Origin of the sequence: Bacillus sp. ISL-57 (genome assembly GCF_018613135.1) — a bacterium.
Lineage (GTDB): Bacteria > Bacillota > Bacilli > Bacillales > DSM-1321 > Peribacillus > Peribacillus frigoritolerans.
In genome coordinates this window covers 216,016-237,915 of the sequence record NZ_JAGGQV010000001.1, presented here as the reverse complement: position 1 = coordinate 237,915, position 21,900 = coordinate 216,016, and the positions used below count along the sequence as shown (strand labels likewise).

At 43.3% G+C, this 21,900-nt stretch carries 24 protein-coding genes and 2 riboswitches; of the genes, 1 reads left to right on the top strand and 23 read right to left on the bottom strand.

The genetic code is table 11. The features are described from left to right. Positions 1–44: 44 nt before the first annotated feature. Genes J7I90_RS01065 through J7I90_RS01040 form a run of 6 tightly spaced genes read right to left on the bottom strand, consistent with a single transcriptional unit; the run spans position 45 to position 4,844 of the window. A complete protein-coding gene (locus J7I90_RS01065; protein WP_214768023.1) occupies positions 45–506 on the bottom strand; it encodes a RidA family protein in 462 nt (153 codons plus the stop codon). Continuing rightward, positions 469–1,515: an amidohydrolase family protein gene (locus J7I90_RS01060; protein ID WP_251025035.1), complete on the bottom strand. Its 1,047-nt coding sequence runs from the start codon at positions 1,513–1,515 to the stop codon at positions 469–471. The genes J7I90_RS01065 and J7I90_RS01060 overlap by 38 nt, the downstream gene beginning before the upstream one ends. Continuing rightward, complete coding sequence (locus J7I90_RS01055; protein WP_214768021.1) at positions 1,500–2,060, bottom strand: 3-hydroxyanthranilate 3,4-dioxygenase; 561 nt, start codon at positions 2,058–2,060, stop codon at positions 1,500–1,502. The genes J7I90_RS01060 and J7I90_RS01055 overlap by 16 nt, the downstream gene beginning before the upstream one ends. Before the next feature lie 42 nt (positions 2,061–2,102). Beyond that, positions 2,103–2,852: an IclR family transcriptional regulator gene (locus J7I90_RS01050; RefSeq protein ID WP_214768020.1), complete on the bottom strand. Its 750-nt coding sequence runs from the start codon at positions 2,850–2,852 to the stop codon at positions 2,103–2,105. 31 nt (positions 2,853–2,883) lie between these two features. Further along, the gene (locus J7I90_RS01045) at positions 2,884–4,365 is read right to left on the bottom strand and encodes a 4-hydroxyphenylacetate 3-hydroxylase family protein (protein ID WP_214768019.1); all 1,482 of its coding nucleotides are present in this window, start codon (positions 4,363–4,365) and stop codon (positions 2,884–2,886) included. 11 nt (positions 4,366–4,376) lie between these two features. Further along, positions 4,377–4,844, bottom strand: coding sequence for a flavin reductase family protein (locus tag J7I90_RS01040; protein WP_214768018.1), 468 nt, complete (start codon positions 4,842–4,844; stop codon positions 4,377–4,379). Positions 4,845–5,087: 243 nt separating this feature from the next. Between J7I90_RS01040 and J7I90_RS01035 the strand changes: the two genes are divergently transcribed. Further along, positions 5,088–5,900 (top strand): protein kinase domain-containing protein, encoded by an 813-nt coding sequence (locus J7I90_RS01035; RefSeq protein ID WP_251025034.1) that lies wholly within the window; start codon positions 5,088–5,090, stop codon positions 5,898–5,900. On the opposite strand, the gene J7I90_RS01030 is transcribed toward J7I90_RS01035, so the two are convergent. The 17 genes from J7I90_RS01030 to J7I90_RS00950 form a co-directional block, all read right to left on the bottom strand. Then, entirely contained in the window at positions 5,897–6,061 is a 165-nt protein-coding gene (locus J7I90_RS01030; protein WP_170974019.1) for a hypothetical protein, read from the bottom strand. The genes J7I90_RS01035 and J7I90_RS01030 overlap by 4 nt on opposite strands. Before the next feature lie 310 nt (positions 6,062–6,371). After that, positions 6,372–6,644, bottom strand: coding sequence for an HU family DNA-binding protein (locus J7I90_RS01025; RefSeq protein ID WP_034312477.1), 273 nt, complete (start codon positions 6,642–6,644; stop codon positions 6,372–6,374). A 173-nt stretch (positions 6,645–6,817) separates the two neighbouring features. Continuing rightward, positions 6,818–8,335: a cobyric acid synthase gene (locus J7I90_RS01020; RefSeq protein ID WP_214768017.1), complete on the bottom strand. Its 1,518-nt coding sequence runs from the start codon at positions 8,333–8,335 to the stop codon at positions 6,818–6,820. A 12-nt stretch (positions 8,336–8,347) separates the two neighbouring features. Further along, positions 8,348–8,884, bottom strand: a complete 537-nt coding sequence (locus J7I90_RS01015) for a cob(I)yrinic acid a,c-diamide adenosyltransferase (RefSeq protein WP_214768016.1) — start codon at positions 8,882–8,884, stop codon at positions 8,348–8,350. A 14-nt stretch (positions 8,885–8,898) separates the two neighbouring features. After that, positions 8,899–9,462, bottom strand: a complete 564-nt coding sequence (locus J7I90_RS01010) for a nitroreductase family protein (protein WP_214768015.1) — start codon at positions 9,460–9,462, stop codon at positions 8,899–8,901. Then, positions 9,441–10,250 (bottom strand): uroporphyrinogen-III C-methyltransferase, encoded by an 810-nt coding sequence (cobA, locus tag J7I90_RS01005; RefSeq protein WP_063576400.1) that lies wholly within the window; start codon positions 10,248–10,250, stop codon positions 9,441–9,443. The genes J7I90_RS01010 and cobA overlap by 22 nt, the downstream gene beginning before the upstream one ends. Positions 10,251–10,288: 38 nt before the next feature. Next, positions 10,289–11,680 (bottom strand): cobyrinic acid a,c-diamide synthase CobB, encoded by a 1,392-nt coding sequence (locus tag J7I90_RS01000; protein WP_214768014.1) that lies wholly within the window; start codon positions 11,678–11,680, stop codon positions 10,289–10,291. Between the two features lie 15 nt (positions 11,681–11,695). Beyond that, positions 11,696–12,820, bottom strand: coding sequence for a cobalt-precorrin 5A hydrolase (locus J7I90_RS00995; RefSeq protein WP_214768013.1), 1,125 nt, complete (start codon positions 12,818–12,820; stop codon positions 11,696–11,698). Continuing rightward, a complete protein-coding gene (gene cobM / locus J7I90_RS00990; protein WP_048678465.1) occupies positions 12,817–13,593 on the bottom strand; it encodes a precorrin-4 C(11)-methyltransferase in 777 nt (258 codons plus the stop codon). The genes J7I90_RS00995 and cobM overlap by 4 nt, the downstream gene beginning before the upstream one ends. Further along, complete coding sequence (gene cobI / locus J7I90_RS00985) at positions 13,590–14,297, bottom strand: precorrin-2 C(20)-methyltransferase (protein ID WP_057275921.1); 708 nt, start codon at positions 14,295–14,297, stop codon at positions 13,590–13,592. The genes cobM and cobI overlap by 4 nt, the downstream gene beginning before the upstream one ends. Then, entirely contained in the window at positions 14,290–15,504 is a 1,215-nt protein-coding gene (gene cbiE / locus J7I90_RS00980) for a precorrin-6y C5,15-methyltransferase (decarboxylating) subunit CbiE (RefSeq protein WP_214768010.1), read from the bottom strand. Before cbiE ends, cobI begins: the two co-directional genes overlap by 8 nt. Beyond that, complete coding sequence (locus J7I90_RS00975) at positions 15,488–16,600, bottom strand: cobalt-precorrin-5B (C(1))-methyltransferase (protein WP_054396212.1); 1,113 nt, start codon at positions 16,598–16,600, stop codon at positions 15,488–15,490. Before J7I90_RS00975 ends, cbiE begins: the two co-directional genes overlap by 17 nt. Before the next feature lie 5 nt (positions 16,601–16,605). Further along, entirely contained in the window at positions 16,606–17,253 is a 648-nt protein-coding gene (locus J7I90_RS00970) for a precorrin-8X methylmutase (RefSeq protein WP_034312499.1), read from the bottom strand. A gap of 12 nt (positions 17,254–17,265) precedes the next feature. Further along, positions 17,266–18,036, bottom strand: a complete 771-nt coding sequence (gene cobK / locus J7I90_RS00965) for a precorrin-6A reductase (protein ID WP_214768008.1) — start codon at positions 18,034–18,036, stop codon at positions 17,266–17,268. Next, positions 18,033–18,965 (bottom strand): sirohydrochlorin chelatase, encoded by a 933-nt coding sequence (locus tag J7I90_RS00960; protein WP_214767999.1) that lies wholly within the window; start codon positions 18,963–18,965, stop codon positions 18,033–18,035. Before J7I90_RS00960 ends, cobK begins: the two co-directional genes overlap by 4 nt. 18 nt (positions 18,966–18,983) lie before the next feature. Further along, complete coding sequence (cobJ, locus tag J7I90_RS00955; protein WP_214767997.1) at positions 18,984–20,621, bottom strand: precorrin-3B C(17)-methyltransferase; 1,638 nt, start codon at positions 20,619–20,621, stop codon at positions 18,984–18,986. Positions 20,622–20,636: 15 nt separating this feature from the next. Further along, positions 20,637–21,005: a (2Fe-2S) ferredoxin domain-containing protein gene (locus J7I90_RS00950; protein WP_214767995.1), complete on the bottom strand. Its 369-nt coding sequence runs from the start codon at positions 21,003–21,005 to the stop codon at positions 20,637–20,639. Between the two features lie 151 nt (positions 21,006–21,156). After that, positions 21,157–21,346: riboswitch (cobalamin riboswitch) on the bottom strand. Positions 21,347–21,546: 200 nt separating this feature from the next. Continuing rightward, positions 21,547–21,742: riboswitch (cobalamin riboswitch) on the top strand. Positions 21,743–21,900 lie beyond the last annotated feature (158 nt).

The following is a 21,900-nucleotide window of genomic DNA, read 5'->3' as shown; positions in this document are numbered from 1 at the left end:
AACATCCCTCTCCCTTCATTGAGACACGGGCTTAGTCATGTGCCTCAATCTTGTATTTCCACAATCATTTCAATTTCAATTGCAGTGTTATTTGGAAGCTGGGCCATTCCCACTGCTGACCGAGCATGTCTGCCCCTCTCTCCAAATACGGCCACAAGCAGGTCAGATGCGCCATTCAATACTCTGGGCTGTCCTGTGAAATTTTCGGCTGAATTAACCATTCCGAGAATTTTGATGACCTTCTTCACTCTGGATAGTTCTCCAAGCTCATCCTTCAGCACTCGCAGAAGATTAATCATTGACTGTCTCGCTGCCTGATACCCTTCCTCTTCCGTAAGCTCTTTGCCAACCTTTCCGTGAAAATCATCTACACCTTGTCCGGATGTGAAAATCAGATTTCCCACCCGGACGTGGCTGACATAGTTGCCGACCGTTTGCCTTGGCGGCTCAAGCAAGATACCAAGTTCCTCAAGTACTTGTTCTGGCGCTTTGATCTGTTTTTCCATGCTTCTCCCCTCGCAAGTCCAAATTTAAAAACCTCAATGCATTTCCTCCAAGTAGATTCGCTTTCACTTCATCCGAGAGATTTAGCGTGTCATCAATCACTTGACCGGGAGGCTTTTCTCTCAATAAAAATGGATAATCGGAACCCATCAGCACTTTCTTATATCCAAAACGGTCAATCAAATACTGAATATTCCTGGGCTCATAGTTGAGGGAATCGAAATAAAACTTTTGTGCATAATGACTTGGCGGCATTGATGTTTTCCTTAACTCCGGCCATACTTCCCAACCTTGATCGATCCGCGGTAAAATATATGGAAAAGAGCCCCCGCCATGGGCAAAACAGAGTTTCAGATTCGGGAACTTTTCCATTACGCCACTCCATGCAATGCTTGCTGCCGCCAATGCCGTTTCACTCGGCATCGCGATTGTATACATGAGATTATGCCGTTCCGTTCGGTCTTTGGCCATTGTCTCCCATGGATGTATAAACAGCGGGACATTCCATTTTTCAGCCATTTGAAAGAATTCCAATAAAACAGGAGAATCCAGATTCTCTCCATTTATGTTAGTACCGATCTCTATCCCCGCCAGGCCAAGTTCAAATTTACAGCGTTCCATTTCATCAATTGCCGCTTTCATATCCTGAAGCGGTACAGTACCTAGACCGATGAACCTGTCAGGATGAATGTTCACAGTCTCGGCAATGAAGTCATTCTGGAACTGGGACAAGTATAGCGCCTGATCTATCGGCGCCCAGTATGAAAATGTCACTGGCACCGGTGAAAGCACCTGCATATCGACTCCTTCGGCATCCATATCCTGAATGCGCTTTTCAGGGTCCCATACCTGGTCAGTCACTTTCCTGAACAGCTTTCCGCTTACCATGATATCCGCTCCGCAAGAACATTTCCGCTCTAACACTGGCCAGCGTCCCTGACCAAATGCACCGGTTAAATCAGGCAGGTCCAACGGAAGAATATGTGTATGAAAATCTATTCGCATTTCCAAGCCTCAACGTTTTCTGACATGACATGACCGCATTCACTACAGGTGCGAAGTTCTTCGCTTCCGTTGAAAGCCTCGATGGCTTCTTTCACCTGGATTTCGATATTCGTCAATTGGATCGTAACTTTGTGCATTTCATGGTTACAAATCCCGCAGAACCAAACAAAATCTTCAAGCTCATCTTTAGCACGCTTACGCTCTATGACAATGCCGTAAGTATCAGAAACACGATGGGGAGAATGAGGTACATCAGCTGGCAGCATGAACATTTCCCCTTCTTTCACCTCCACTACTTCGCGTTCGCCGTCTTGGTTGATGCATTCTACATAGCAGGAACCCTTTATCTGATAAAATAGCTCGTCAGAAGGGTCTACATGAAAGTCACGCCGAAAATTCGGACCCCCCAGTAGCATGACAATGAATTCGGAATCTTCCCAAAGCACTTTGTTATTAACCGGCGGTTTCAATAAATCTTTATTGTCTTCAATAACTTTTAGTAGATTTAATGATTTAGCTTGTAATTTTGAAGATTGAGCATATCCTTTCATAAATACTACCTCCCGCTTCCATTTTCATAATAGTTAAAAAAATCACACTAGTGACATATAACCAACTTGTTTTGAAATCATTTGTGCCGAACGAATCACCGACTGAATAATTCTCGTTTTTTCTTTCCCGATCATATAATTTCGATCCCCCACAAGGTTAAGTGCCGCAATGACTTGGCCGTTATAGGATTTAATGGGTGCAGCTACACCATATAAGCCATAATCATTTTCATCATCACTAATAGCAAATCCTTGATTGCGGATGTCCTTTAACTCTTCATTCAATTGATTAATGCAAGTGATCGTGTTAGTTGAGTGCTTCAATAGCCCTTTTGCGAGCGTAGGCTGAATAAAAGATGGGTTAAAGGCAAGCAATACTTTCCCCGTACTCGTACAATGAGCTGGTTTTCTTGCCCCTATATATGTGGTCATATGCTCGGCATGAGGGGACGACATTTTCATCACAAACCTGACTTCGCCTTCGTGAAACATCCCGATGTGAGAATTACCTTTAAATTGCAGGACAAGATTACTGATAATTGGACCCGCCTCATAATGAATATCCTGCTGATACATGACTTTACTGCTCCACTCAAGCAACTTCCATCCAAGCCGGTACTTTCGATCTTTTCCTTGGATGAGCATGCCTTCCTTGCACATCGTTTTCACTAGATGATGTGCTGAGCTTGGACTCATTTTCAATTTTTCAGCTATCTCCTTATTTCCAAGTGAGGGTTCCTCATTAGTGAATAAATCCAGTATCTTTATAAGCTTCTCAACGGACGAAATCATGACGGCCCCCCTCCCTATTCAATTATAAAAATTACTGGTTAACCGCATCGATGGCTACTTGCATCGGTTTGTTAAGTACTTCGTCGACCATGCTAAAGTTGTTGTTTTTCTTATATTTATTATAAAAAATCGCTCTTTTCCGAACTGGATCACCCGTATAATAGCGTTCATATTGAAGGAGGCGCTGTCCAAATGCTTCCCCGCATAAATCCCAAGCCAGTTTAAACACCCGAACGCGCTCTTCGGCTGAAACCCCGCTTCGCCCTCCATAATATTTATCGATATCCACTCGCAATTCCGGATTATCAAAGTCTGCTCCTGTAGGAGACATCAACAGCCCTCCAGCTCCAATGGTCTGGATAACCTCGATGGCACGCGGATACATCTCCGGAAGGAAGCCGCGAATCGTTTCCAATGCATCCGGATTTGGCCGGGCCTCACCGTAGTCATTAATCGTATATTCATATTCAGCTACCCGGAGCAGTGAACGGATGACTTCGACGGATTGAACAAGTTCACCCAAATCACGCTGTACATGCAGGAATCCATCAACTCCGATGGAATCTGCCACTTTACAAGCAACCTCAACGGCAAATGCCAGTTTAATATATCCCCTCACGCCTGATTGGTGAGCAGGCTGTTCAGCGATCCCCGTCATTGGATATAAGCGGTTTGCCGCCTCCACATTGTTGTAAAGGAAGACGCGATTCCAAGGAACCAGTACATCATTGAATACAAGCAGGGCGTCCATTTCCTCATAGCGGGAAGCCAGTGGATGGTCAAACATCGAGCGTGTCCCGTCCTGCATTGGTTCCCGGCAGATTATGCGCAGTCCGGGCGTATCGATAGGCAATGCAAATGCAACCGCGTGACGTTCATCGCCTGGTGTGAATCCCGGGAAAGAATAGATAATCACTTCATCTGTAATCGGTGCCAGGGTTGCTAACATTTTTGCACCGCGTACAAGTATTCCTTCTTCTTTTTCTTCAACTGTCCCTAAGTGGGTATATGTTTCTTTTTGTTCATGAGATTGCTTGCTTCGATCATTTTGAGGATTAATTATTGCATGCGTTAAAAATAAATCATTGTCACGAATATAGGTATAATAATCCTTGATGTTCTTTGACCAGTCTTGGTTGTATTTATCAAGAAACCAGGAGTTATGCGCCATGGAAGTGACCACGACATTTAAAAAGTCCGGCGTTCTACCCATAAGTCCATATGTCATCCTTGCATACACTTCAAATAATTTACTTCTTTTTTGCAAATCCTCCGATGTCTTCGGGAATAAGAAAGCATTGTTAACACGTTCTCCGGTTTCTTTGCATATGTGAGTGATTTCATCTTGATATTTCGGATCATGTTGAATGTCATACAAATTTGCAATTTCTTGAATTGGCTGTTTGAAAATTGGCTCATTATAAATATCCTCAACAACTCTTCCACCAAGCCAGACTTCCGGTTTCCTTGATTTAATTCTGTTAATATATTCTTCGCCCGTTTTAATGCCCATCAGAATCCCCCTTATTTTACAAGCTGTTTAGCAGACCCCATTTTCCCTTGATAAAAAGTAAGCGCTTCCAAATCTTCAAAATGTAACTTCTGGATTTCACCGATGAACAACATATGATCACCAGCATCATACTCTTTCCATGGCTTGCATTCCATCCAAGCAACACTTCCATTAATTTTTGGCGAAATCCCCTTGTTATCCCAGTCGATTTCAAGTGTTCCCTGGTTGCTGCCCGCAAATTGCCATGCAATGGATTCTTGTTCATCCGACAAAATATTAATGGTAAAAGATTTATCTTTCATGCTCGTGCAGGCTTTTGCTTCTTTATCAATTGATACCAAAGCAAGCGGGGGATCCAAGGAAACCGAGGTAAATGAATTCACAGTAATGCCCTTTTGAACCTCCCCATCAAACCAGCTCACTATCGTGACTCCGGTTGGGAATTTACCAAAGCAATTTCTCAACTCTCGCCCATCCAACTAATCACCTCCTACTCTTTTATTATGAATTCATTATAGTAAACTTAATATTTTTAAAAACCATATAATTTCATAATGTGAAATTATAGGAAAAATTTATTTTTAATTTTGAACTATCAAAAGATCTCCCCGAAGAAATGACTTTCATTACCGCATTATCAAAAATCAGTGTTAAACTATCCATGTTCATTCAAATTTCCAGCTTAATTAATAACGGCCTTTTTTTGTTCTTGACTTGAATAGATGAAAGTGGTGAGGAAAGTTTCAATTTTGCGTTCCTTTAGAAAGTTCTACCAGTTAATTGTGGATATTCCTTTAAAAAAGAGTGTGGTTTTGAATTACCGCTATGAAGTAAAAGCTGTAATCGGAACAGGAAGCTACGGTATTGTTTATCGTTGCAATGATTTGAAAATGAATGAAAATATCGTGATCAAACAGCTCAGGAAAAGTAAACGCCGCAGCAAAAAAGAGCTGAAACAGTTTGAAAATGAAATTTCCATATTACGAATGTTAAACCACAGAAATATCCCTAAATTTCACGAGAAATTTTCGCAAGATGGAAATGTTTATTTTGTGATGGATTTCATAGAAGGGGATAATTTAGAAGACCATATTTTCTTGAATCAATTAACGTTCAATGAGAAAGAGTCTCTATATTTTCTGCATAAGCTAGTCGAATTAGTATGTTATCTACATGAGCATGACATTTTCCATCAAGATTTACGTATACCGAATATTTTACTTAAGAATCATCAGCCCATTTTGATAGACTTTGGTTTGTCCAAGATGATCAATTCGGACAACCTCGCTAAAGAATCCATTTTGCAGCTGAAAAGGCAGGATTTTTACGACTTGGGGGAAATACTTCTATATGTACTTTATACGACGTACGCTTCCAAAAGTAAAAAAGCACTTCCTTGGACAGAAGAGCTTTCGTTAGAAAAAGAAACCGTGCATATACTGAAAAGGTTATTAAGCATCCAAGAACCTTATTCAGATATTAAAGAAATCTCAATCGACCTGCAGGCTGTATTGAAGTCAAAGAATTGGAATTAGCTGCTGCTGCCCCGCCCTTTTCTCTTGTAGCGGTCACTTCCACTCATGGGATACCTTTTGTACCCCCGGCTGCTGCTGCTCCCTCTGCGATAATGCCCATGTCTTCGCTCACTGCTGCCTTGGGAAAGCTGTTTGATTTTTTTCATTATTTTCTTTAGCATTTCTTTCACCTCTTTTATTTTGGTTTTAAAGCCTGTTATTCATTTAGCCTAACATAGTCACAGTATAAACCTTATTAATAAGTACTATAATTTTTTTTCATTTATGTTACAGTCCATTACTGCTTCATGGAGCCGGCTTTTTTCATTGTTGGTCATGGGAAAGCACTAAATCCCTTCGACTGACCAATTATACAAAAATAATCACTTTTCCATTTTAGAGGTTTGTTATATATTTTCTGTTTCCGAATCAGTCAGTAAACAAAAAACCTGGCGAATATTTCTTCGCCAGGTTTTTTTCTTCGTTCACTTTTTATTTTACAGCTTCTTTTAATTCCTTACCTGCTTTAAAAGCAGGTACTTTACTAGCTGCAATTTGTATTTCTTCGCCAGTTTGCGGGTTTCTTCCTGTACGGGCAGCACGGTCACGCACTTCAAATGTACCAAAACCAACTAATTGGATTTTTTCATCTTTAGCAAGTGTAGCCGTGATTGTTTCAAACAATGCATCCACTACTTTTTTTGCTTCGTCTTTTGTCAGTTCAGCTTGTGCTGCAACACTGCTCACTAATTCTGTTTTATTCATATGAACACCTCATCCTTTTATTTTGTATAAAATATGTAGAGAAGACAACATATCATATCTTGTATGCCTCTGTCACTTAATATGGCTAATTAAAAGGAATTGTAGCTCAAAATTGATCTTTTTTGCAGATAAAAGGGCCTAGATCAACATACTAAGCACCGTCTGACTCTTGTTCAACTATCTGCAGTTTCCAGCTGCAGCCATTGATAGATGGTTTCCATATCAATGTTTTCTTCCAGATGGGAAGCCAAGAGATTATAGGCTTCCTCCCTGCGCTCCGAGTCGCTTTGAACGTTTTCCTTCACTTCATCCAACCCCTTGTTCCGTCGAATTTGGTTAACCAGTAATCTAGTGAACAAGCGATTATGGAATATTCCATGGAGATAAGTTCCCATAACTTGGTTGTCATTGGAAATGGCTCCATCCGCTCTTCCATCCTTCAATAATAAAAAGGGCCTTACTTGTGACTTCAATGTCGTTCTGCCTAAATGTATTTCAAAACCGTTTAGATTCATTTGACTTTCCATTATCCCAGCAGAAAGGACACCTTCCATTTGTACCGTTTTCTTTTCTGCTTGAAAGACGGTTTCCACCGGAAGAAGCGAAAGTCCTTCTGCGTTCTCACCGTCACCCTCGACAGCATCAGGATCGAAAAGTTTAGTCCCTAGCATTTGAAAACCGCCGCATATGCCAAAGATCATCGTTCCTTGTTTCCGCCGTTCATCGATGGCCCCATCCAATCCCATACGTTTCAACCACTCTAAATCTTCCATCGTGTTTTTTGTACCCGGCAAAATTAGCAGATCGGGATTACCTAACTCATGGACACTGCTAACAAGTCGGACACCTACTCCGGGTTCATCGAAAAAAGGATCCACATCTGTAAAATTGGAGATCCGCGGAAATCTCAGGACGGCTACATCGATCGGAAACTCAGCCTTTTTAGGTTTTTTAAAACGTAAGGAAGAGAGGGCAAGTGAATCTTCCGCTTCAATATTCACGTCTAGATAGGGCAGCACCCCGAGAACCGGAATCCCGGTTTCCTTTTCCACCCATTCAATGCCATCGTCCAACAATTCACGCATGCCACGAAATTTATTGATGATGATTCCCTTTACACTATCTCGTTCTTCTTGATCCAATAAGGCAAGTGTCCCGATAATGGACGCAAATACTCCACCACGATCAATATCGGCCACTAAAATGACAGCCGCATCCGTGAGTTTAGCCATTCGCATATTTGCAATATCCCGGTCCTTAAGGTTAATTTCAGCAGGACTTCCTGCCCCCTCGAGTACGATGATGTCATATTCATCTTGTAGTTTTTCCACCGATTTACGGATGATGGGCATGGCTTGCTGGACAAATTGGGACCGATAGCTTTTTGCATTCATATCAAGAAAATGCTTTCCGTGAACGATCACTTCCGAAACCATATCCTGCTTCGGTTTCAGTAATATCGGATTCATATCGGTCGTTGCCGTTATCCTTGCTGCTTCCGCCTGTACCCCCTGAGCCCGTCCGATTTCACCGCCATCCAAGGTTACATAAGAATTCAAAGCCATGTTTTGTGATTTGAAAGGGACGACATGTAATCCTTTATTGGAAAACACCCGGCAAAACGCCGTACAAATCAAACTTTTCCCTACATCGGATGAAGTCCCTTGTATCATGATGGATCGTGCCTTCATTACGCTCACCCCCTAAAACTCTAATCCTTTGACTGCACCGATACCCTCGTCATAATAATGCTTGGCCGCCTCGATCGATGAAACCAAATCCGCCATTTCCATAAGCTCTGGCTTGGCGTCCCTACCGGTAATGACTATATGCATATGAGCGGGACGATTTCGTATTGCATCGATGACTTCAGCCAATGGCAAGACATCATCAATCGGGAATTTGGAAATGGCTAAAGCATTGTTCAGCTCATCCAAAACAAGTAAATCAATTTCCGGATCAGCAAGGGCCAGTTTCGCCTTTTCCCAAGCTAACGCCAATGCATTGCGATGCTCTTCCGGGGTTTTGGTCCAGGTGAAACCAATACCTAGCTGTTCCATTTTAACTCCTAATTTTCCCAATGCCAATGCTTCCCCATATGTACGCTCTGGAGATTTAATGAACTGAAGGTATTTGACATTCATTCCTCTGCCGATCGCCCTTAAAGTCACCCCTAATGAGGCAGTCGTCTTGCCCTTCCCGTTTCCGGTATAAATAAGCATTAATCCTCTGCGTGCCACTCACTCACCTACCCTCATAGCCAAACTGTTTTTTCTATGTATGAAGTCCTTTTAGTAGCAGGAACCGGTTGATCGCCTTTAGGGTATCCGACAAAAATGGTGCCGATCACTTTTTTGTTATCCGGTGAACCGATAAATTCGTGCAGGCGTTCATCCCTGACAAGACCCACTCCTCTAGTGCGCCAAACGAATCCAAGACCAAGTTCTTTCGCGGCAAGCCACATCGAATGGACGGCACAACAAGAAGCAAATACATTGTCTTCGGATGAATCTGGATCGTCAGGTAAAATATCAGAAGTCACGACTATGATAAGCGGTGTCGTCTTTACAACTTCCAGTGAACTGTCAATCAATTTTGGTTTGGTAGGAAAGCGTTCATGTAAATACCTTTCTGCCAATCTTTCATAACGGTGCTTCGCTTCCCCCTTGATAACATAAAAACTCCAAGGTTCACGCAATCGGTCGTTGGGGGCATAGGTAGCCGCTTCCAATAACTGTCTGATTTTTTCGTCTTCCACTTCTTTTCCTTCGTAATTCCTTATTGCCCGGCGTTCCTTCAATTCTTGAATGATGGACATTCCAACTCATTCCTTTCCTTAATGGACTCTGATTCAATCACTCTTTCAAACCATTGGATTTTTTCTCTTAATTGGACGACATCCCCTACTAGAAAGATTGACGGATTTTGAATTTCTTCTTTTACAGCCTTCGAAGAAATCGAACTCAAAGTACCGGTGATCGTCCTTTGTTTATCTGTCGTGCCCCATTCAATGACGGCCACTGGTGTTTTACCGTCCCTGCCATGCTCCATCAATTTTTCACAGATGAACGGCATATTACCAATTCCCATATAAAAGGCAATGGTATCGATGCCTTGAGCCAACGCCTGCCAATTCAGGTTATCCTGCCCCTTGTAATCACGGCCATGGCCTGTCACAATGGCATAACTTGAGGCATGTTCACGGTGGGTTACCGGGATGCCCGCATAAGCCGGTGCTGCGATTCCTGCTGTGATTCCTGGGACGATATCATATTCAATCCCGTTAGCAGCCAGTATCTCCGCTTCCTCACCGCCACGCCCGAAGACAAATGGATCTCCACCCTTCAGACGGGTGACGTTTTTCCCCTGTAAGGCTTTTTCCACTAAAAGTTCATGTATTTCATTTTGAATGAGATGATGTTTCCCTGGTGATTTCCCGCAATACACCAGTTCTGCATCTTCTTTTGCATAGTTTAATAGTTCTGGATTGACAAGCCTGTCATATGCAATGACATCCGCCTTTTGGATACATTCCAGTCCATATACCGTAATCAATTTCGGATCTCCGGGACCCGCACCGACCAGATGAACTTTTCCCGGTTTCATGCTCGCGCCTCCTCTTAAGCTTCAAAAAATACCTTTTACTAGTTGATAGTTTCATGGGCAGATCTGTTTTTTTGTTTTAAGCAAGCATCGATCCAGTTCTTTGCAAGTGTTGGATTGGAAGCAAAATGAAAGTGGGTATACCCAGCAACAAGGTTGTCCAATACACACCCCTCTTGTTTCGAACCGAATCTGCCTTTGGCTTCATAAGCATGTGTAAGATCAGCATCCGCTTCAAATGTCGAGTAGTGGAATTCATGACCTTTTGCCTGCTCCATTTCGTTGATCAAAAAATTGCCTGGAGTTCCTGTTATTTCACGATATCCTAGTGCTGCCAGTTTTTTCTGCATTTTAATCCTGCCCGGTATGATTCCTGCCATCTGATGCGTTTCTCCGGAAGTCGTTTCAATCGATTTGCTCAAAAACATGAAACCGCCACATTCCGCTAGAGTCGGCATCCCCTTTACAATGAAGTTTCTGATGGATTTTATGGCACCCATGTTACCGGAAAGTTCAGCTGCAAATTCCTCAGGAAAACCGCCACCAAGGTATAAACCATCGGCATCCAATGGAACTTCTTCCCCTTTTAAAGGAGAAAAATACTTGATGTTCGCCCCATATGCTTCAAGTAATTCAAGGTTTTCCTGATAATAAAAATTGAAGGCTGCATCTTTTGCGACGGCAATGCACACGTCACTTTCATTTTGGTGTTGAAATATATTTGAGTTCCCACTGGAAACGGGATTTGTCTTTGACAATCGGTATAACTGATCGATATCGATCGTTTCCATGACTAATTGTGCAAGCTTATCGAAAAACGGATTTAGTTCACCGCGTTCAATAGCAGGGATTAAACCCAAATGACGGCTTGGAATATCAATATCCATTTCCCGCTTCATATAACCGAGCACCGGTACATTGCATTCTTGCTCAATGGCTGATTTGACAATTTTATAATGCCCTGCACTTCCCACTTGATTGGCAATGACCCCAATGATGTTCGGACCGGTCGAAAAGTCCTGAAATCCTTTTACAATGGCAGCTGCACTCCGAGCCATGCTGGCACAATTGACTACCAACAGGACAGGGCTTTGCGTGATGATGCTGATTTCAGCCGTCGACCCTGTATTGGATAACGGATTTTTGCCATCGAAGAAGCCCATGACTCCTTCGATGATCGATATATCAGCTCCGGTACCTGCTGTGTTAAGAATTTCCCGGACAGTGTCATGTTCGAACATCCAACTGTCAAGATTGCGTGAAATCCGTCCTGTAACTGCGGTATGATAAGTAGGATCAATATAGTCAGGACCACATTTGAACCCTTGAACCGTATAGCCTTTCTTCTGGAGGGCTGCCATGATTCCGATGGTCAATGTCGTTTTACCGACCCCGCTTCCGGTACCCGCTATTACCAATCTTCTATCATTCATAATTCTTCTCCCTCCTTAAAAAGGAATGACCCCAACTGAAATGGTTACGTTCCCCGATTTTTTCTTTACAAGCTCCAATTGTTCAGCTTTAGTATAAATCCTCACAGCCGGTTCACTCACACCATATGCACCCGTGTATTTAAATACGGTATCCGATGGCGCTTCGATTTTGGCTTGATTAAGCTCTTCGGGTTCATAATGCACGAATTCCCAGCCGTATTTTTCAACTACTTCAATCAAGCCGATTTCGTCTTTCTTTAAAGAAATTGTACAAATCGCTTTAACGCTTTTTATTGAAAATGATAATTCGGCTAGTGTTTCTGCAATCACCTGCTCGATTTCAGCCGCCGCCGTTCCCCTATTGCATCCGATACCTAGGGCAATGACCTTTGGACGATATACGATCCCATTTTCAAGGATCCTCATTTCCGACTGGCTAAGCATGCGGTGAGTCACGACCAGAGCTGCTTGCGGCTCTGCTTTAAGCGCTTCTTCAATGGATGGGTATACGATAATTCGTTCAGGTAATGCCGTTTCATAAGGCCACCAGTTCCGTTCCCCTGACTCCTGTACAACGGCAACATGCTCTTCATTTACTACTGAAGCACTTACTGGCGTCAATTTTTCTGCTGAATCCCAAATCCAGCCGAAGCGCTGGCCGAATAAGTCGACAGGAATCGTTTTTTGTACATCCGAAGCCGTCGTGATGATGGCTCTTGCGTCAAGCGCTGCAGCCACTTCCTTTGTCAGTTCATTTGCCCCTCCCAGATGCCCTGAAAGTACACTGATAACATTTTCCCCTTTATCATCAATGACTACGACACCTGGATCCGTTTTCTTATCCTTCAAAATTGGTGCAATCATCCTGACTACTGCCCCGAGAGAAATAATTAGTATGATTCCTTTATATTCCTTGAACAAAGCTGGCAATAGCATACGGACACTGCCCGAAAAAAGCTGGATCTGTTTATGCTCTTCGTCCCCTTTTTCAAACTTGCTCATGTAATATAGATCGGAATTCGAAAAAACGGTATGTAATTTTCGTGCCAGCTCGACGCCATGCTTTGTAATCGCTACGATCGCATAAGTATGGGACCGTTTAATGGGAGCAAGTTCCGCTTCTTTCAATTCAATGATCATGGTTTAACACCTTTTCTGAAACCGTGGGTAAAGCTCGCATCATATAGTTTGGAACGGTATTCATCTTTATCATGGATGTCAGGGTCCAAAGCCCATCCAGCCAAAATCATCGCGTGCTTGCGGATACCGTTTTGACGCATGGCATCATCTAAGTTCACTAATGTGGTACGGACAATTTTTTGATCCGGCCATGTTGCCCGTTGAATGACTGCGACCGGTGTTTCATCCTTCCAACCTGCTTCCTGAAGTTCTTTAACGATTTTTTTTGTCAAGGTCGCACTCAAGAAAAGGGCAATCGTACAATGATGACTAGCCAAATCACGTAATTTTTCAAATTCTGGAACAGGCGTACGTCCTTCAGCCCTCGTTAATATGAGTGTCTGGGTTAAATCAGGGATAGTCAGCTCTGCTCCTATTGCTGCTGCTGAGGCGAATACCGAACTCACTCCAGGGATCACCTCATAACCAATACCCTCTTTCTTCAATAGGACAATTTGTTCCATGATTGCACCGTACATGGCAGGATCCCCTGTATGGATTCTGGCAACCATCTTTCCTTCTTTAACACGATCGACCATGATGCCAACAATTTCTTCCAAATGCATTCCAGCCGTTTTTAGCACCTCAGCATCGGGTTTTGCCTTAGCAATCAATTCTTCATTCACTAATGAATCCGTATATAAAATCACATCGGCCGTTTGGAGAATGTTCAATCCTTTTACAGTAATCAAATCCGGGTCACCCGGTCCGGCCCCTACAATATATATCTTCATTTTCTCACCACCATCAATGTTAAGTATTCTAGTTCAAGTCCTTCCAATTCACTCACTTTCCAAATCACTTCTTCATCGGAAGTCACTTTGGTTACGACCGAGGCCTTTTCAAGTAAGTCCAAATCTTTTAAAACGGAAATCATTAAATCGATGACCTTTGCCACTTTGATGAACACCACGGCATCATGATCTTCGATCGCCTTCTTCATCGCTTCATAATCATCCCTTGCAGGAACTATCGCAACATGATCATCACCATCAGCCAAAGCGATGCCCAGCCTTGACGCTGATCCATTAAAGGAAGAAATGCCCGGGACCGTCTTGATTTCGACCTCAGGATGCAACTCCTGCATCAATTTCATCATATGTATGAACGTACTATATAAAAGCGGATCGCCTTCCGTAACGAAAGCTACATCTTTTCCTTCATTTAATTTTTGCCAAACCTTTTCAACCGTTCCATTCCATTCCCGATCCAAGATGGCTTGATCTTTCGTCATCGGAAAAACAAGGCCCAGCATCTCCTTCTCTTCAGGACGAATGTAAACTTCAACAATGCGATGGGCGTAGCTTTTACTCCCTTTTCTTTTTTTTGGATACGCAATGACCGGAGATTCCTGAATCACGCGAAATGCCTTTACTGTAATTAGCTCTGGATCGCCCGGGCCCACGCCTAGGCCATATAATGTACCAAGATTACTCATTCATGTCTTCCTTTCGTTGTGCAGTAATGATATAAACCGGATTAAGAGGTACAAATCTGTTCATTCCCAATATTGGCTTACTTCTGGAGATTTGCGCATGCATGATGGAAGTGTGAAAACCAGCTTCAGCAAATGCCTCATTAGCCCGGTAAAGATTCTCGATCGTCGCAGCATTCAGAACGATCCTGCCGCCTTCTTTAAGACGGTTGCAGCAAGTATTGATCAGCTCTGCCATTTCGCCGCCGGTCCCGCCAATGAAGATTGCATCAGGATCCGGAAAAGTTTCCAATCCCTGCGGGGCTTTTCCATGAATAGAGGTTATATCGGTACGGAATTTACGTTGGTTTTGATAACAGTTTTCTAAATCAGGCTCATTTTTTTCAATTGCGAAGATTTGGCCTTCGGGTGCAAGTTTGGCCGCTTCAATTGCCATTGAGCCCGTACACGTCCCAACATCCCAAACTATGCTGTTTTTCCTTAGCTTCAACGCATGCAGACTCAATACTCGAATTTCCTTTTTGGTTATGAGGCCTTTGTCCGGCTTACGCTGCGAAAATTCTTCATCTTCTATCCCCAAGGACCAGCTTGGACCTTCTGATTTTCTTTTCAAAATGACGACATTCAACGGGGAAAATTCACGTTCCATCATTTCACCTAGTTCATACCAGCCAGATTCTTCGGCTTCTCCTTGAAGGTTTTCAGCCACAAATGCCCGGTATTCAGTCATTCCGAATGAAAGGAGATATTTAGCCAGTTGATTAGGACTATTTTCACTGTCTGTAAGTAAGGCCACTTTCGCTTTCCCATCAATTCTTTGGGCCAGCCCTTTCATACTGCGGCCATGAATGCTGACGAGAAAGGCATCTTGCCAGCTTTCCCCCATTTTTGCGAAAGCAAGCTGAATCGAACTGAAATATGGGTAAACCTCCATGTTGATTTTGCTGGAAAGATAGCCTCCCATTCCATAAAACAGTGGGTCACCGGAAGCTAAGACAACCGTTGGACGAGTTTCATCCTGCAGTTGCTCCACGACCTTTTTCAAGCCGCCCTTTATGGCAATCTTCTTGCCAGAATAGTTCGGAAAGAAGGATAAGATCCGTTCACCTCCGACCAGCACTTCACTTTCTTCTATCCATTGGGCATATTGAGGCAGTAAGCTTTCCTGACCGTTATCCCCTATCCCAATTAATTTAATCGATTGACTCAATTCCAACAGCCCTTCCCAGTAATTGTCCTTTCAACGAATAAATCGCCGTTTCCATTTCAATGCCGCCCTTCACCTGGTTAATGGCAGAGTGACAGCAGGATTCACATAGTTTATTAAAAAAGTCAAAGTTATTAATGGCTGACATCATATCCCCGACTTGTGACGCTGTGTTTGCATTCTTTATTTCAAGAACAAGATCATCTTCGGCTCCGACGCTTTGGGCTATTTCCGATAGAAAACCAAAGTCGACCGGGGCACTTTTTGAATGCACCATCATCACACCTTGGGCCACTTTGGAGAATTTACCCATCATGCCGACCAGTGAGACCTTTTTAATTCCCTGCCTCTTACATTGCTTAAGTGAGAAGCCCACAAAATCACCCATTTCAATAAAGGCTTCCTCAGGTAAGTCTGGAAGAAGGCCCATTGCATACTTTTCACTGCGCCCGCCAGTCGTTAAGACTAGATGCTCACACCCGCTCGCTTTGGCGACACTGATAGCCTGGACGATACTTGCCATATATGCGGAACTGGAAAAAGGGACGACAGTGCCCCTTGTTCCCAAAATGGAAATGCCTCCTACAATCCCCAAGCGGCCATTTAATGTCTTTTTCGCTATTTCTTCACCTGCGGGTACGGAGATGACGACTTTCACTCCTCTATTGATCTTAAATTCTTCCAATGTTTGCTGCACAGTGGTTAAAATCATTTTGCGCGGTACAGGATTAATAGCCGCTTCCCCTACAGGAACGGGAAGCCCGGGTTTGGTCACACGACCAACTCCGGTCCCTCCATCCAAGATAATCCCAGGTGCATCGGACCAGCTGACAGTAGAGATAATATGGGCCAGATGGGTGGCATCGGGGTCATCTCCGGCATCTTTAACCGTTTCTGCACTAACCGCATTTTCGGATATTTCATATTTCTCAATAGTGAAAGTGGCATCTCGGCCAATTGGCAAGGAAATCGTTGCCTCCTCTAGTGCATCCCCCGTGATCAATGCAGTCAATGCCGCTTTGGTCACGGCTGTCGAACATGCTCCCGTCGTATATCCATGACGCATTTGTGAGGGGTCTTTTTTCACTTTCTTTTCCATGTTTTTTAACTATCAGCTAAAAGGGAAATCGCGTTCAATGCGGCAACAGTGACAGTACTTCCACCTTTTCGGCCAATATTCGTAATGAATGGAACTTCTGTGATCTTAGCGAGTTCCTCTTTCGATTCTGCTGCAGAAACAAACCCAACAGGCATTCCAATGATTAAGTCCGGTTTTGCAATCCCTTCTTTAATAAGGCGAATGAGCTCGAGTAAAGCGGTAGGTGCATTGCCAATGGCATAAATGCCCCCTTCATTTTCCTTTACAGCTTTTTGCATCGAAATGATTGCCCTTGTCGTATTCAAACGTTTTGCTTCGACCATCACATCCGGATCTGAAATATAGCAATGAACGTCCCCGCCGTGTTTTTGAAATCTTTTTTTGCCTGTACCGCTCTCGATCATTTGCACATCAGCAATGACATGCCTTCCTTTGCGAATGGCTTCCACACCAGCTTGAATGGCATTTGGGTGGATGATGACACTTCTTCCCAATTCAAAATCCGCTGAAGCATGAATGACCCTGCGGACGATCTTCCATTCATCTTCTGAAAAATCATGATTGCCCATTTCTTCAGCAATGATTGAAAAGCTATAATCATATATTTTGTCAGGGTCTACCGTGAGTGGTTTAAAATCCGTTTTAAAATCCATCTTGCATTCCTCCTATTTTTCAATTAGCTGTTTATTCAACTCGGCAATGACATGATCGAAACTGGAATGAACATTCTGATAGTCAACATTCGGTCGTGATATCATGATCGTCTCTATTCCACATTCCAACGCGGCTTCCAATTTCTCATCAACCGCACCGACCTTGCCACTTTCTTTCGTTATCATCAATGTGACACCATACTGTTCATATAGTGCTTTATTTAATTCTTTGGAAAATGGCCCTTGAATCGCAACGATATTTTTTTGTTCAATGCCCAACTGCGCACATTTTTCCATATTGTCCATGCGTGGCAGCATTCTCGCTATGACTCTGGTATTCTCGAGCCCCACCAATTCTTTTGCGAACACGGCCAGGGTTTTACTCCCGGTCGTGAGCATGATGACTCCCCGTTTTGCAGCGGCAAGCTTGGCAGCTTCCTCATAATCACGGACAACTATTAATTTATCATTCTGAAACCATTGACTTTCACGCTCATAACGAATATAAGGGACATTTGCTGCCTTTGCTCCGATAAGGGCGTTTTTGGATGCTTCTTCGGCAAATGGGTGACTTGCATCCACTACAGCCTGAAAACCTTTTGCAGAGATTAAAGATGTCATATCCTCTGCAGATAATCGGCCAATCCGGGTGGATATCCCTGCATCCTGCAAACTCTTGGCCGCCGATTCGGTTACAACAGTTGCCAAAACCTTGAACCCAACCTGCTGCATCTCAATCGCTAATTCCCTTGCATCACTTGTACCCGCCAAGAACAGAATCATTTTGATGTCCCCACCGCTTTCCCATCATGATCGTGGTGATGATCATGGTCATGGTCATGGTCGTGGTCGTGATCGTGGTCGTGGTCGTGATCGTGGTCGTGATGATGGTGATGGTGAGCATGGCCATGTTCCTCGACATGTTTACGATAGTTTTCCAAATCACGCGCCCCGCTTGACCTGCCTTCACTGGCTTCAATTACTCGTTCTTGCAGAATGTTCTGTAAGGTTGGATGATATCCAAAATACTTTGCCAAAATGAAATCTCGATCATGATATTGCTCTTGATAACTTTTCAGCATATCCTCCATTCTTTCCATCAACACCCCTGTGAAGAGGAAATATGGCAGCATCACCACTTTTTTCGCCCCTAAGCGGATGCAGCGTTCAATACCTTCATCAACGTGCGGGTCCGTTACACCCATGAAAGCCGTTTCGACCCATTTAACGTTTAATTTTTCCCATAATAATCTTGAAATTTTATATATATCACTATTTGCATCAGCATCACTGCCGCCTCGGCCAATTAGCAAAATCGCTGTCTCAGCATGTTCAGAGTCCGTATCGAACCCCGCTTCCTCAAGACGGTCTGTCAGGATCGTCAATACATCATGGTGGACCCCGATCGTTTGGCCATATGTGAATTTCACTTCTGGATACTTGGTTTTCCCATCCTCTATTTCAGCTGGGATATGTAATTTCGAATGTCCTGCATGCAACAAAATGATCGGTATGACGATGACTTCAGTAGCCCCTCGTTTTACACAATTATCAATGCCTTTGGATATATTCGGTGCCGCAAATTCCAAGAAGCACGTTTCCACTAGAAAACTCTCATCCAATGCAGGTACCATATTTTCAATAAAATGACGGACTTCTTCATTTCCCGAAGCCAAGCGGCTTCCGTGTCCTACGAACAAAACTGCTTTCATTTACTTTCCCCCTCTTGATTAGTCTTCACAAGGCGCAGGCTCTATGTTTATTTTGGGAGCGATGTCCTGATAAGAATAATTCTGTATTTTTTTCGAACGTTTGAAGTATTTAAAAAGCCGTTCATTGGGATGGGCATTTTGCTTATACTCCCCGACAATGTCCGTGATCAGTTCAACAAGCTGTTCCGGTTCAATGCCTTCCGCAACCGGCTGACCTGGATGGGCTGTTCTTCCAACCGGTTTAGCCCCAAGAAATAAGTCGAACTTCCCTTTTCGGAAGACAATCCCGATATCATCCATCACCGCACTATAACAAGCCATCCCACACCCATTAAAACCGATGTTCAGTTCCTTGGGCATTTTCATTCCGACAAGCACACGGTGTATTTCATCCGCATAAGGAATGGATTCCGCTTTTTCACCATCACAGAAATCACAGGCCTTTAATGTCAGTACATCTCCAATCGGCGATAATAAAAAGTTTGCTGATTGCAATTTCCCTGTAATGACCTCCGGATCCGTTGTCGGGATCTTTAAGACGATTTTATGATTCGGCGTGTATTCCATCGTTCCCTTTTCCCCGACGACTTCTGCTAGTGTCATCATTTGTTTGGGAGTGAATTGTTTATTAGCCACACCTGGACTAACGGCAAGTTCGAACACCGACTCCATTTTTTGCTGAACAACCGGCTTAATGGATTGCTGAACGGCTTGACCCTTGACTCTGGACAGAGCTTCCATTGCCATTTCAAAAGAAGCTTGCTTCTTTTCAGGTGCTTTTGTAAGTAAGCCAACTCCTCCAGCGGACTCGGGTAAGGCTTCTTGATCTAATGCCCACGGTTCCGCTTCTTTTTGCAGTCGCTGATGGGGCTTCAAAGTTTGCTTTTCCGAATTCAACGTATATTTTCTTTGATAGCCTCTCGGTGTGATGATTTTGTCGTCATATAAAAAGGTGGATGAATTACCGATAATGACGGTGGTCAACATTCCAATATCGTGATTCAACATATCCTTCAAATTGGTAATGACAATATCCTGCCTATCGCGATAAGCACTTTTCACCAACCCGACAGGTGTATCCGGCGAGCGGTAGCGAAGGAGAATTTTCTGTGTTTCAACTATTTGCCGGGTCCGCCTGCCGCTGCGCGGATTATACAGTGCTATGACAAAGTCTGCCATTGCAGCTGCTTCAACCCTTTTAGCGATCAGTTCCCAAGGAGTTAAATGATCACTGAGGCTGATCGTACACGAATCGTGCATGACGGGCGCCCCAAGTAAAGACGCACATGAGTTGATTGCTGAGATGCCAGGAATGACTTCAATGCCCACTCCAGTTTCTTCTTTCCAGCCTTTTTCAATCAATACTTCATAAACCAACCCTGCCATCCCGTAAACTCCGGCATCCCCACTGGAAATCACCGCCACTTTCTTTCCCAGCTCCGCTTGTTTCACTGCCTCCTGTGCACGTGATACCTCTTCGGTCATCCCCGTACTAATGATCGTTTGATCTGTTAGCAGTCCCTGAATGAGTTCAACATAAGTTTTATAACCAATGATGTAGTCACTTTCTTGAAGGGCTTCGACGGCACGTTTGGTAATGTGTTCAAAATTCCCGGGCCCAAAGCCCACGACGAATAATTTACCGTTTGTACTCATTTAAGACATCTCCTTTTACGCTTTGTTCTTTGAAATACCCGTATGAGCAGGGAAATCTGGATTAGGGGTCATTTCCCCGTCATTGTATTGATAGATCATCTGAGGAACAAACTCACCATCATCGATATTATTGACGATCTGCCGACCGAAATCAGGCGTTTCCACTCGATACCAGTTTCCTTGGGGGTAGGCGATCACTACGCAGGCATCCTTACATCTCCCGTTACAGCGTGTCCTCGTTGTATGGATTTTCAGATCCAGTCCTTTTGAAGCAATTTCATCGCGAATCGCTTGGGTTACTTCTTCCCCGCCCTTTTTCATGCAGCTGCTCCCATTACAAATCAACAGATGCGTATTTGTACCCGTCAAGTTCCAAGTAGTCATTTTCTTCCTCCTGAATTCAGGGAAAAGGCAAAATAAAAAACCTTAACATAAGAGTCAAGGTTTAAAAAAACTATATGAATGAGGAGCCAAAGGCAAGCATGCCAAATCCTCCCAAAATCGTCATAGTCCTTCTACCTTTCCCTCCGAAAAGTATCATGCAATTTCAAAAGCAGGTTTCCTGGCTTACGCTTCATTTTACTTTGTCCCTTCCCGGCATCATGCCAGTGGCTATCGACAATTTCATCAGCGTTTACAGTAGCGGGGGCTGCATCGGATTTTCACCGATTTCCCTATTATCCCTTGCTCATTCACACAAGGGCACTTTTAAAAATGAAATATTTGATTTTATTATACATTTCAACTAACTTAATCTATCATATAACAACTTTGTCAAAATTCAATAGTTTATTCCGACTGTTTAGAAAAGTTTAATAGTGTAAAACCAGTTAAAATCCTTCCCACGCAACAAACTTCGGTACGAAAAAAAAATAGTGTAGCTGGAATTATTTCTTTATGGTACACTATACGAGAATTTTCAAAATAATTACATAAGTTTCATGGTGTTGAATTTCTCGGAATTCAGCTTAAAAGGGAAGCCGGTGAAAATCCGGAGCGGTCCCGCCACTGTAAAGGGAAGTTCCATTACTTTAACTTTGATCCACTGTCAAATGAGATGGGAAGGATGTAATGGGATGATGAACCAAAGCCAGGAGACCTGCCATGAAGCGTGAAACTGTTTCAGCCTACGAGGATGGGCGTGCGGATCAGGCAAAATGGCCCATGTTGGTTCATGCTGCAAAATTCCTGTTCATTACGCACTTCTTTCCTTTGAGAGAAGTGCTTTTTAGTTTGGGCGCCGCTTTTCTTCTCAAGATTGATCAGAAAAAATTAAAAG